The 12404-nt window shown below is 40.1% G+C and carries 11 protein-coding genes and 1 tRNA gene; all 12 read left to right on the forward strand.

Translation table 11 applies throughout. The annotated features are described in order from the left end of the window. Positions 1–58: 58 nt before the first annotated feature. Positions 59–1159 carry a redox-regulated ATPase YchF gene (ychF, locus tag ACZYRN_RS15620; RefSeq protein ID WP_488912558.1) on the forward strand — a complete coding sequence of 367 codons (1101 nt, stop codon included), beginning with the start codon at positions 59–61 and terminating at the stop codon, positions 1157–1159. A 179-nt stretch (positions 1160–1338) separates the two neighbouring features. Then, the gene (locus ACZYRN_RS15625; RefSeq protein WP_488912559.1) at positions 1339–2025 is read left to right on the forward strand and encodes an ABC transporter permease; all 687 of its coding nucleotides are present in this window, start codon (positions 1339–1341) and stop codon (positions 2023–2025) included. Between the two features lie 231 nt (positions 2026–2256). After that, positions 2257–2550 (forward strand): 30S ribosomal protein S6, encoded by a 294-nt coding sequence (gene rpsF, locus ACZYRN_RS15630; RefSeq protein WP_488912560.1) that lies wholly within the window; start codon positions 2257–2259, stop codon positions 2548–2550. 75 nt (positions 2551–2625) lie between these two features. Continuing rightward, positions 2626–3174: a single-stranded DNA-binding protein gene (ssb, locus tag ACZYRN_RS15635; RefSeq protein ID WP_488912561.1), complete on the forward strand. Its 549-nt coding sequence runs from the start codon at positions 2626–2628 to the stop codon at positions 3172–3174. A gap of 24 nt (positions 3175–3198) precedes the next feature. Next, a complete protein-coding gene (gene rpsR, locus ACZYRN_RS15640; RefSeq protein ID WP_045852641.1) occupies positions 3199–3435 on the forward strand; it encodes a 30S ribosomal protein S18 in 237 nt (78 codons plus the stop codon). A gap of 261 nt (positions 3436–3696) precedes the next feature. Further along, a complete protein-coding gene (locus tag ACZYRN_RS15645; protein WP_488912562.1) occupies positions 3697–5661 on the forward strand; it encodes a methyl-accepting chemotaxis protein in 1965 nt (654 codons plus the stop codon). Between the two features lie 91 nt (positions 5662–5752). After that, positions 5753–6721 (forward strand): YybS family protein, encoded by a 969-nt coding sequence (locus tag ACZYRN_RS15650; RefSeq protein WP_488912563.1) that lies wholly within the window; start codon positions 5753–5755, stop codon positions 6719–6721. Between the two features lie 65 nt (positions 6722–6786). Beyond that, the gene (locus ACZYRN_RS15655; RefSeq protein WP_488912564.1) at positions 6787–8760 is read left to right on the forward strand and encodes a DHH family phosphoesterase; all 1974 of its coding nucleotides are present in this window, start codon (positions 6787–6789) and stop codon (positions 8758–8760) included. After that, the gene (rplI, locus tag ACZYRN_RS15660; protein WP_488912565.1) at positions 8757–9206 is read left to right on the forward strand and encodes a 50S ribosomal protein L9; all 450 of its coding nucleotides are present in this window, start codon (positions 8757–8759) and stop codon (positions 9204–9206) included. The genes ACZYRN_RS15655 and rplI overlap by 4 nt, the downstream gene beginning before the upstream one ends. A gap of 60 nt (positions 9207–9266) precedes the next feature. Beyond that, on the forward strand, positions 9267–10631 hold the full coding sequence (gene dnaB, locus ACZYRN_RS15665; RefSeq protein WP_488912566.1) for a replicative DNA helicase: 1365 nt from the start codon (positions 9267–9269) through the stop codon (positions 10629–10631). 126 nt (positions 10632–10757) lie between these two features. After that, on the forward strand, positions 10758–12044 hold the full coding sequence (locus ACZYRN_RS15670; protein ID WP_488912567.1) for an adenylosuccinate synthase: 1287 nt from the start codon (positions 10758–10760) through the stop codon (positions 12042–12044). A 239-nt stretch (positions 12045–12283) separates the two neighbouring features. Next, positions 12284–12360 (forward strand) — tRNA-Asp (locus tag ACZYRN_RS15675). Positions 12361–12404: the final 44 nt, after the last annotated feature.

The raw sequence follows: 12404 nt of genomic DNA on the forward strand, positions 1-12404 counted from the left end.
TGGCGAGCTGTCACAAATGCAGCCTTCGATCCTTTCAAGAAAATAAGGAGTGAATAATATGGCATTAACAGCAGGAATTGTTGGTCTTCCAAATGTAGGGAAGTCAACATTGTTTAACGCGATTACAAAAGCAGGAGCAGAATCGGCAAACTACCCTTTTTGTACAATCGATCCAAATGTTGGAATTGTAGAAGTACCAGATGAGCGCCTCGCAAAATTGACAGAAATGGTAACGCCGAAAAAGACGGTTCCAACTGCATTTGAATTTACTGACATTGCAGGCATTGTAAAAGGAGCTAGCAAAGGGGAAGGGCTTGGCAATAAATTTTTATCTCATATTCGCGAAGTCGATGCAATTTGTCAGGTTGTCCGCTGTTTTGATGATGAAAACATTACACATGTATCCGGAAAAGTTGATCCGATTGATGATATTGAAGTCATTAACCTTGAATTGATTCTTGCTGATCTTGAATCGGTAGACAAACGTCTTGCGCGTGTAGCGAAACTGGCAAAACAAAAAGATAAAGATTCAGTAGCAGAGCACGACGTACTCGTGATCATAAAAGAAGCACTTGAAGCGGACAAGCCAGCCCGTTCCATTGAATTCACAGATGATCAGCAAAAAATTGTGAAACAACTGCATTTGCTTACAGCGAAGCCAATGCTATATGTAGCTAATGTAAGTGAAGAAGAAATTTCAGATCCGTCAGGCAATGAGCATGTACAAAAAGTACGTGAGTATGCAGAAGGGGAAGGATCTGAACTCATTGTCATTTGCGCAAAAGTGGAAGAAGAAATTGCGGAGCTTGATGATGATGAAAAAGCGATGTTTTTAGAAGAGCTGGGCATTGAACAGTCAGGGCTTGATCAATTAATTAAAGCTGCGTATTCTTTGCTTGGTCTTGCCACATATTTTACAGCAGGTGTGCAGGAAGTACGTGCATGGACATTCCGCCATGGCATGAAAGCACCTCAATGTGCTGGTATTATTCATACCGACTTTGAACGTGGGTTCATTCGGGCAGAAACAGTTTCTTACGATGATCTTGTATCTAACGGTTCAATGACAGCAGCTAAAGAAGCAGGAAGAGTGCGCCTTGAAGGAAAAGAATATGTGATGAAAGATGGAGACGTTGTTCATTTCCGGTTTAACGTTTAATGATTTGTTCGAATGCTAAAAGCGCCGCTTCGTGCGGCAACGCATTCATGACTCACATCCTGTGAGCCCAGGCGTTTGTCCGAAAGGCTTACGACCATGAGCGCCGAGCGCCTGCGGCTAAATAAAGTTTTGATCACTCCACTGGATTTTCCAGTGGTTTTTTTATAGAGATGCAGTAGTTGAAAGACATTAGTTATGGCGCTTTACTAGCGGCTTTTTTATTTATGACGACTCCCCTTTGGTTGTCATACAAGCAAAATCTTGGCATTTCAAAAGAGATTCTTTTTGCGGCGATTCGCGCGTTTATTCAGCTAATGGTCATTGGATACGTCATTACCTTTGTGTTTTCCAATCAGTCTGCTGTTGTTTTTTCGTGTATCATTATAGTGATGATCGTCATTGCGGCAAGAACGTGTACGAAGCGCGGCAGTGCATTTACCCATTCCTTTTGGATTGCAATGGCAGCCATTTTAACAGCTGAACTTCTGTCTGTGGCCATATGGGTTATGTTTGATATTGTCGACGATAAAGCCCAGTATATTTTGCCGATGAGCGGAATGATTATCGGCAGCTCAATGGTAGCGGTTAGTCTAGTATTTGACAGGCTAAAGACAGAATTTGATTTAACAAAAGAACTTATAATGGGAAAGCTGGCACTTGGTGCAACAAACCGCCAGGCATCTCAAGAATTAATTGAAGAGACTGTAAAAGCTGCACTCATTCCAAATACGGGAGCTATGAAAACAATTGGTCTCGTGCAGCTGCCAGGGATGATGACCGGCGCATCAACGGTTATTGCAGTGAAATACCAGTTGGTTATTGTGCTCACGGCCTACGGAAATACAGCCATTGTGGTCTGTTTTTAACATACCCGGTTTTTTTAAAACAAAAAATGTTTTAATATTGCTATTTTCAAACATATGTTCTATAATAAAAAGGGTTAAGTAGCTGTAAGTTCCTTTCTATTTCCCTGCATTATGAAAAATGTTGCGTTGTTGAAAGATTAATGTTATAATTTCATCTTGTGAGTAATGAAAACTTACTCCTTGCTCTTTGGGAATCAAAGGGCCGCATAGTCCACGAGGAGGTGAACGAAGATGAGAAAGTACGAATTCATGTACATTATCCGTCCAAACATTGAAGATGAAGCGAAAAAAGCGCTAGTTGAGCGTTTTGATGGTATCCTTACTTCTAATGGTGCGGAGATCATCGATTCAAAAGATTGGGGTAAACGCCGTTTAGCGTACGAAATCAATGATTTCCGTGAAGGCTTCTACCGACTTATTCATGCTAAAGCTGAAAATGCCGCAGCAGTTGAAGAGTTTGACCGTCTTGCGAAGATCAGTGATGATATTATCCGTCATATCGTTGTTAAAGAAGAAGAAAAATAATCTTAATGTAATAAACATACATCTTTTTCAACATGTTTCACGTGAAACATTTCAACAGAAAAGGAGTTGATTCTGATGATAAACCGAGTGGTTTTAGTCGGCCGTTTAACGAAAGATCCAGAACTTCGCTACACACCAGCAGGGGCAGCTGTTGCGACGTTTACACTTGCGGTTAACCGCACGTATACGAACCAGCAGGGAGATAGAGAAGCGGATTTTATTAATTGTGTCATCTGGCGCCGTCCAGCTGAAAACGTGGCAAACTTTTTGAAAAAAGGAAGTCTTGCCGGTGTGGAAGGACGTATCCAGACACGCAATTATGAAGGGCAGGATGGAAAGCGCGTTTATGTGACAGAAGTTCAAGCTGACAGTGTCCAATTTCTCGAACCGCGTTCATCAGGCGGCAATAGTGGAGGCAATTACACAGATGCTTCTCAATCGCAGCAGGGTGGAGGCTCTTATGGTGCCGAACCGCGGAATAACAATCAGGATTTTCCGTTTGGCCAGCAACAGCAGAATCAACAACGCAGCAATAACAATTCTGATTATTCTAAAATGAATGAAGACCCGTTTGCAAATGATGGTAAACCAATTGATATTTCAGATGATGATCTTCCATTCTAAATAATCAAAGAGGAGGGGAAACTCATGGCAGGACGCAGAGGTGGACGTAAGCGTAAAAAAGTTTGTTATTTCACATCTAACGGTATCACTCATATCGACTATAAAGATGTTGATTTGCTTAAAAAGTTCGTTTCGGAACGTGGAAAAATTCTTCCACGCCGTGTTACAGGTACAAGCGCGAAATACCAACGCCGTTTAACTATTGCAATTAAACGATCACGGCAGGTAGCACTTCTTCCATTCGTTGGAGAAGAAAGATAATAAAAAAAAGCATGATGCTGAATTCTCAGCATCATGCTTTTTTTATTGAGTGAATCTAAAAGAAAGACAAAAAAACATATTCAGGCTCGGTAAGCTAACGATGTATAACAATCAATCGAGCTTAAGCGTAAAAACAATAACTTTTGGGGTTGGTTTTAATATAAACTTTACAGTAGCTTAACAATATAATAGGTATATAAAACTATAATGGAAGGCGGGGTTAGGAAGAAGGGTGTAGATCAATAAATGAAGTCAATTCGAATGAAATTCATAGTACCGATTGCGATTTTGTTAATTTGTGCGTTTGCCTTTATTATTCTTTTTACAAGCTGGCAAATAGAACAAAAAATAGCTAAAGATATGACAGAACAGACACAAGGTTTTGTGAAAGAACTGAACAATTCAGCGGCTGTTTTTTTGGGGAAATACGAAGAAAGTATTCAATTATTATCGGAATCGGATCAAGTTGTCCAATATGCTCATACATATCGTTCTACCGACGAGCTAAACAATAATGTAGAAAGACAAATTCAAATGGTTTTCAATCGATACACGGACATATATAAAGATGCGCTCAGTGTTTATTATGCTTCTGAAAATGGTGTGTTTAAAATGACACCAACAACAGCTTTGTCAGCCGATTATAACCCAGTGAAAGAAGCATGGTATACTAAGGCTGTAAAATCAAAAGATCCAGTATGGAGCGAGCCATACGAAAGCAAAACAGGTGATTATGTAATCACTGTATCAAAAGCAATTATGAGTGGCGAAGACCTTCTTGGCGTCATTGGATCAGATATTAATTTAACGAGTATGACAAATCGAATGAACGAGCTGAATATTGGCTACAATGGATTTCCCATTATTTTATCAAATGAAGGGAAAGCGATTATTCATCCAACAGAAAAAGGACAGGATGTTACGAAAGATTCCGTGATGGCTTCTGTGATTAATGGAGAGAAAAGTGGTGTCATTGACACAGAAACGGGGCTAACCGTATATGATACGGTTAGTAAAACGGGATGGAAAATCGGTGCTGTATATGAAAAAGAAAGTTTGTTTGGTGTCTCTAATGAAATGAAAAAAATTCTGGCAATTACGACATTTTCCATTCTTTTTTTAGTCATTTTTGTCGTGTTGATTTTATCATCTAAAGTGACAAAACCGATTCAAAAGCTGAACGACTCTGTTCAGCAAGTAGCGGATGGTGATTTACAAACGCATGTCCATATGTCAGGAAAAGATGAAGTTACAGCTCTTGGGAGAAATTTTAATAATATGGTACAAAAAATGCGCGGTATAGTCGGCATAACAGATGCTGCTGCTGCGAATGTAAGGGAATCCATTCATCAATTAAACATAGCAGTACAAGAAATTAACGAATCAGGTTCGATGGCTTTCTCCGCGCTTGAAGAATTAACGGATGGTACAGAAAGGTCAGCAAGCGGAACCAAAAAAGCAGCTGATCGTTCAATGGAACTAGGCCATTTAATCAGTTCTATTTCCGAAGAGGCGTTGGCGATGTCAAAACTCGCTGAACAGACTGCTGAAGCGACTGAAAAAGGATCAGCTCATGTGGCGGATGTTGCATTGGCAATGGATACATCAACGGAATGGATGGATATAGCAATGGTCGCTATTCGAACGCTGGCAGAAGACATTACCCGTATTGAAAGCATCGTGCACGTAATTGAAGAAATTTCGATGCAAACGAATTTACTTGCACTAAATGCATCAATTGAGGCTGCACGTGCAGGTAATCATGGAAGAGGATTTGCAGTTGTGGCGCAGGAAGTGAGAAAGCTTGCAGAACAGTCAAAAAAAGCAGCTGGCGAGATCCATAAAAAAATTGCGGCTGTTCAGCTTGGATCTGAACATGTGATTAATACGATGGGCCAAGCCAGCGATCATATTTTGACACAGACAAAAGCTGTGCGCGAAACTGAAATTGTTTTTGCGCAACAAGGGGAGTTAATGAACAAAATGGATACTGCGATTGTTGAAATTGCGAGTAATATCCATATAGCTAACAATGAAAAAGATATCGTCGTGCAAACGGTAGGTCATTTAGCAGCGGAAGCGCGATCTTCTGCTGCTAAATGCGAAGAAGTACAAGATCGAACGAAAAACCAGCTCGCAGCTATAGAAAGTGTAGCATTAGCATCTGAACAGCTTGCTTCATTAAATGAAGAATTGATTAAAGCGATTCATCAATTCCGCATATAAGTACTTATGAAAACAGTCCGATCTTTCGTTCGGGCTGTTTTGTATTTAAAGTTGAATGGATGGAGAAAGGATTGTAGAATAAAGAGGGAGATTGTCGGAATTAACGGCGCATGAACGGAGTGTTGAAGTGGAAAAAACGAAAATAATAACAGAAGGAGCACTCATGCTGGCACTTTTTACCGTGCTGCTTCTTGTTTCAGTGTATGTGCCAGTTTTATCAGTAATTGGTGTCCTGTTTTTATTGCTGCCTTTTTTTATTTACAGTGCAAAGTATAAGATCCCCCCGGCTCTTATGCTTCTTATCGCGGCAATAGCTGTTACCTTTATAATAGGTGGTCCTTTTATGTTGCCGGCAGCATTGCTGTATGGAACAACTGGTATTGTAATGGGATCAATGGTTAGAAGGAAACTAGATAATTGGATCGTTTATATGGCGGGAAGTTTAACATTTCTATTGAATGTCATCGGTCAATATGTCGTCACGATCTGGTTGTTTGATTTAACCTTTTTGGATGAATTTCGTGCTGCTTTCGAGGTGGCAATGAATGAAACTGGTCCATTAATCGGCTCGGGAGACATGGATCAGATGAGAGAGCAAGTGGATCTGGCAATGAATTATATTAGTGATATCCTGCCTGCCTTATTAATCGTGACATCATTTGGCATGGTGTTTATCCTAATGATCATTAACTACCCCATTGCGAAAAGACTTGGCATTCAAACAAAGCCGGTCCAACCATTTCACTCGGTACGTCTGCCAAACTCGATTTTGTGGTATTATTTATTATTCATGATCAGCGCATTAATCGCTACTCCAGAAAAGGGAACAACTTGGTATGATATATATGTAAACATCATGTTTATTTTACAAGGTTGTCTGTACATACAAGGTTTATCATTTGTATTCTTTTTTGCGCACAGGAAAAAATGGTCGAAAGCAATTCCAATTATCATTACAATTTTATCAATTCCAGTCATTCCGGTCCTTTATCTTATCCGATTATTAGGTATAATTGACTTAGGATTTGATTTGAGACAGCGAATGCAGAAAAAGCCGTAACATGCTTTTTAAAATCGGCTCCATTAAGTATATGCAATGGAGTTCTACAATTAGGAGCTGAAGCTATGCTTTCGTATTATAACAGGCGAATTGTTCAATTGCTTTTGATCTTTATCGCCCTGGTTTTAACCATGGCATCTATATGGCTGCTAACATATAATCGTATTGCAGGATTTGTGATGATCACGGTGACGATTTTACTCCTTCTATTTTTGTATCTTGGAGAAAAAAGACTGCACGTGGAAGTGGAACAATATGTGACAACACTGACGTACAGATTGCAAAAAGTGGGGGATGAAACGCTTCAAAAGCTGCCGATCGGAATTCTCTTGTATGACAAAGAATATAAAATCGAGTGGGCAAACGCCTTTTTGACTTCTTATTTTAAAGAAGAGACAATTGTTGGTGAATCGCTTTATGAAGTGGCTGAGCCCATGCCTGCGGTCATTAAAGGAGAAAAAGAAACCGTTATTTCGCTCCATGATAAATCATTTCGGGTCATCATTAAACCAGAAGATCGTCTTGTCTACTTTTTTGATGTGACGAAACAAGAAAAAACAGCAAAGCGATTTGAAGAAGAAAAAACAGTGCTCAGCATTATTTTTCTTGATAACTATGATGATTTAACACAGGGAATGGATGATCAGACACGAAGCAGATTAAATAGTGCAGTAACATCTATGCTAAATAGTTGGGCAAAAGAGAATGGAATGTATTTAAAGCGTATTTCATCGGATCGTTTTTTTGCTGTATTGAATGAGCGCATTTTAAAAAGACTTGAAGAAACAAAGTTTTCAATATTAGATGAAATAAGGGAAGAAACGGTGAAATACCATGCGCCGCTCACTCTTAGCATCGGAGTTGGACAAGGATTAGTTCCGCTGCCCGAACTCGGTGACATTGCTCAGTCCAGTCTTGATTTAGCATTGGGCCGTGGCGGCGATCAGGCTGCGATTAAGCAAGACGACGGAAAAGTAAAGTTTTACGGTGGGAAAACAAATCCGACAGAAAAGCGAACGCGCGTTAGGGCACGGGTTATTTCTCATGCGCTTCGTGATATTGTAGCAGAAAGTGATAAAGTCATTGTGATGGGCCATAAGTATCCGGATATGGATGCAGTCGGGGCGTCATTGGGCATTCGTCACGTAGCCGAATTAAATGGCCGTGAAGGATATATTGTTATTGATTTTTCACAAATTGATACAGCAGTAGAGAGACTAATACAGGAATTAAAAGAACAAAATCCTGAACTTTATTCACGCGTCATTACGCCTGAAGAAGCACTCGAAATTGCAACAAATAAAACACTGCTCGTAATCGTCGATACGCACAAGCCGTCTTTAGTTATTGAAGACAAACTATTGACAAAAGCTGAACGAGTCATTGTGATTGATCATCATAGACGCGGGGAAGAATTTATTAAAAACCCAATTCTCGTTTATATGGAGCCATATGCATCCTCGACGGCTGAACTTGTAACGGAATTGCTTGAATACCAGCCGAAAACAAAAAAATTAATATCCCTTGAAGCAACAGCGCTTTTGGCAGGGATTATTGTTGATACGAAAAGCTTTTCATTACGGACAGGTGCCCGCACATTCGATGCAGCTGCATATTTACGCACACATGGAGCGGACACGATTCTTGTTCAGAAGTTTTTGAAAGAGGATATTCATACTTATATTCAGCGTGGTCAACTTATTGAAACCGTTTATTTTTATAAAGATGGCCTAGCCATTGCAAAAGGAGAAAACGATTATATATACGATTCGGTATTGATTGCCCAAGCAGCCGATACACTCCTTACGATGAACGGTGTGCAGGCATCTTTTGTCATTGCGAGAAGGGGAGAAGAAACGATTGGCATAAGCGCTCGCTCACTTGGTGATGTAAACGTACAAATTATTATGGAACAAATGAATGGCGGCGGCCATTTAACGAATGCTGCGACACAGGTAAAAGGCGCATCGATTGAAGAGGTTGAAATGGAATTATGTCGAGTTATTGATGAACTGACTGAAGGGGGAAAAGAAGAATGAAAGTTATTTTTTTAAAAGATGTAAAAGGTAAAGGGAAAAAAGGTGAAGTGAAAAATGTGGCGGATGGCTATGCAAACAACTTTTTGATTAAAAACGGTTTTGCGGTGGAAGCAACATCCGGTAATAAGAATACACTTGATGCACAAAAGAAAAAGGAACAAGCAATTGCTGCAGAAGAACTCGAAGCAGCGAAAAAGCTAAAGGAAACAGTTGAAAAACTAACAGTTGAATTGCATGCAAAAACAGGCGAAGGCGGCCGCATTTTCGGTTCTGTTACAGGAAAGCAAATAGCCGATGAATTAAATAAGACACATAATATCAAATTAGATAAGCGCAAAATGGATTTACCCGATGGTATTCGTAGTCTTGGCTATACAAATGTTTCCGTTAAATTGCATAATGAAGTGACAGCTGTCTTGAAAGTTCATGTAACAGAGGACCAGTAAATAAATAAAAAAATGTGATCGGATTTATCTGGTCACATTTTTTGTGTAAGGAGATTGAAAATGAGCGATTTATTGACGGACCGCATTCCGCCGCAAAATATTGAAGCAGAACAGGCTGTACTGGGTGCGATCTTTCTTGAACCATCTACGTTAACAGTCGCTTCTGAAATTTTAATTCCGGAAGATTTTTACCGGAATGCCCATCAGCAAATTTATTTAACGATGCTAAAACTTGGTGATCATGGCAAAGCAGTGGATGTTGTGACAGTGACGGAAGATCTGGCAGCTGCAAAGCAGATTGAGGATGTAGGAGGCATTGCCTATTTAAGTGAACTGGCAGCTTCTGTGCCAACAGCAGCTAACATTGAATACTATGCTCGTATTGTTGAAGAAAAGTCACTTCTGCGCCGCCTAATTCGTACAGCAACGACGATAGCGCAGGATGGGTACAATAGGGAAAACGAAGTAGAAGATTTGCTCAGTGAAGCGGAAAAAAGCATTATGGAAGTAGCACAGCGCAAAAATGCCGGTGCATTCCATACTATTAAAGATGTACTTGTCCGCACGTACGACAATATTGAGCTTCTTCATAACCGAAAAGGCGATGTAACGGGTATACCGACTGGATTTGCTGAGCTTGATCGAATGACAGCTGGTTTTCAGCGTAATGATTTAATTATCGTTGCTGCTCGTCCATCAGTAGGTAAAACAGCTTTTGCACTAAATATTGCTCAAAACGTTGCAACGAATACAGATGAAAAAGTCGCGATTTTCAGTTTGGAAATGGGTGCAGAACAGTTAGTAATGCGGATGTTATGTGCGGAGGGCAATATTAATGCTCAAAACTTGCGGACGGGTGCTTTAACGGACGAGGACTGGCGCAAATTAACTATGGCGATGGGCAGCCTGTCCAATTCAGGTATTTATATTGATGATACACCAGGCATACGTATCGGTGAGATTCGGTCAAAATGCCGTCGTTTAAAACAGGAACAAGGTTTAGGTATGATTTTAATTGATTATTTACAGCTTATTCAAGGGAATGGCCGATCCGGTGATAATCGGCAGCAGGAAGTGTCGGAAATCTCTCGTTCATTAAAAGGGCTTGCCCGTGAACTTGAAGTGCCTGTTATCGCTCTGTCTCAATTATCACGTGGTGTAGAGCAGCGGCAAGATAAGCGTCCGATGATGTCGGATATACGGGAATCTGGTTCGATTGAACAGGATGCAGACATTGTTGCCTTTTTGTACCGTGATGATTACTATGACAAGGAATCAGAAAATAAAAATATGATTGAGATTATTATTGCGAAACAGCGGAATGGCCCAACCGGTACAGTCGAGCTTGCGTTTGTGAAAGAATACAATAAATTTGTGAATATCGAGCGGCGTTTTGATGACATGTCAGCACCGCCCGGAGCATAAAAAACGAATGAAAAATTAAAAAAATATTTAAATGTTCGTATTTTTTGTTTGACGAATACTATTTATTATTGGTAAAATAGCTGTGTTTAAGAAAACGTTTTTCATGAACCTTCGGAGGTGCAAAAAATGTCATCAGTAGTAGTAGTAGGAACGCAGTGGGGCGATGAAGGAAAAGGGAAAGTTACAGATTTTCTTTCTGAAAATGCAGAAGTAGTTGCCCGCTATCAAGGTGGGAACAATGCTGGCCATACAATTAAATTCAATGATGTTACATACAAACTTCATTTAATTCCGTCCGGTATTTTTTATTCGGATAAGATTTGTGTAATCGGAAACGGTATGGTTGTCGATCCAAAAGCGCTTGTAGAGGAGATTGCCTATTTACATGGACACGGTGTATCAACGGATAATCTTCGTATTTCCAACCGTGCGCATGTCATCTTGCCTTATCATTTGAAAATCGATGAAGTCGAAGAAGAACGTAAAGGCGAGAATAAAATTGGGACAACGAAAAAAGGAATCGGACCTGCATACATGGATAAAGCGGCACGTATGGGTATCCGTATGGCTGATCTTTTAGATCGGGAAACATTTGAGGAAAAATTAACACATAATATTGCGGAAAAAAATCGTCTTCTAGAAAGATTTTACGAAACAGAAGGATTTAAAGTAGAAGATATTCTAAATGAATATTATGAATACGGCCAGCAAATTAAAGATCTTGTCTGTGACACATCTGTTGTGTTGAATGATGCGCTTGATGAGGGACGCCGTGTATTATTTGAAGGTGCTCAAGGGGTTATGCTTGATATTGATCAAGGAACATATCCGTTTGTTACGTCATCAAATCCGGTTGCCGGGGGTGTGACAATTGGTTCTGGTGTTGGGCCTACTAAAATTACACATGTTGTTGGTGTATCTAAAGCGTACACAACGCGTGTTGGCGATGGTCCATTTCCAACTGAATTGATCAATGAAATCGGTGATCGTATCCGTGAAGTTGGACGTGAATACGGTACAACGACAGGCCGTCCACGCCGCGTTGGCTGGTTCGATAGTGTTGTTGTTCGTCATGCACGCCGCGTCAGTGGTTTAACAGATCTTTCTCTTAATTCCATCGACGTATTGACAGGTATTGAAACGTTAAAAATTTGTACGGCTTACCGATATAAAGGTGAATTGATTACGGAATATCCAGCAAATCTTCGTGCACTTTCGGAATGTGAGCCTGTATACGAAGAACTTCCAGGCTGGACAGAAGATATTACAGGTGTGAAAAACTTGAATGAGCTTCCTGAAAATGCGCGTCATTATATCGAGCGTGTTTCACAGTTAACAGGTATTCCGCTTTCTGTATTCTCTGTTGGACCGGACCGCAATCAAACGAATGTTGTGAGAAGCGTTTGGGGTTAATTTTTAGTAAACCGATTTCTTCATGAAATCGGTTTTTTCATTTAATTCCGTTTTTTGGACTAGTGTTCATAAATGAGGATATGAAATAACGAGATTTGTATTGGAATATTCGGCCCTAGCCACAAAATTGTCGATATTTTTTTGTTTTGTTCGCATTTTTCGACAAATAATTTCAAAATGTATTGTCAGTCTCTTAGGCATGTGATACTATTAGCAAAGTTGCTAGTAAATATATTGTTGGTCCGGTAGTTCAGTTGGTTAGAATGCCTGCCTGTCACGCAGGAGGTCGCGGGTTCGAGTCCCGTCCGGACCGCCATTTTTACTTTAACCTAATGTTATGTCTTAACAGCGGCCGTTGAC

Source organism: Domibacillus sp. F004 (genome assembly GCF_057814295.1).

Coding starts and splice junctions, on each gene's coding strand:
- ychF (WP_488912558.1), top strand. CDS start 59: ATGGCATTAACAGCAGGAATTGTTGGTCTTCCAAATGTAGGGAAGTCA.
- rpsF (WP_488912560.1), top strand. CDS start 2,257: ATGAGAAAGTACGAATTCATGTACATTATCCGTCCAAACATTGAAGAT.
- ssb (WP_488912561.1), top strand. CDS start 2,626: ATGATAAACCGAGTGGTTTTAGTCGGCCGTTTAACGAAAGATCCAGAA.
- rpsR (WP_045852641.1), top strand. CDS start 3,199: ATGGCAGGACGCAGAGGTGGACGTAAGCGTAAAAAAGTTTGTTATTTC.
- ACZYRN_RS15645 (WP_488912562.1), top strand. CDS start 3,697: ATGAAATTCATAGTACCGATTGCGATTTTGTTAATTTGTGCGTTTGCC.
- ACZYRN_RS15655 (WP_488912564.1), top strand. CDS start 6,787: ATGCTTTCGTATTATAACAGGCGAATTGTTCAATTGCTTTTGATCTTT.
- rplI (WP_488912565.1), top strand. CDS start 8,757: ATGAAAGTTATTTTTTTAAAAGATGTAAAAGGTAAAGGGAAAAAAGGT.
- dnaB (WP_488912566.1), top strand. CDS start 9,267: ATGAGCGATTTATTGACGGACCGCATTCCGCCGCAAAATATTGAAGCA.
- ACZYRN_RS15670 (WP_488912567.1), top strand. CDS start 10,758: ATGTCATCAGTAGTAGTAGTAGGAACGCAGTGGGGCGATGAAGGAAAA.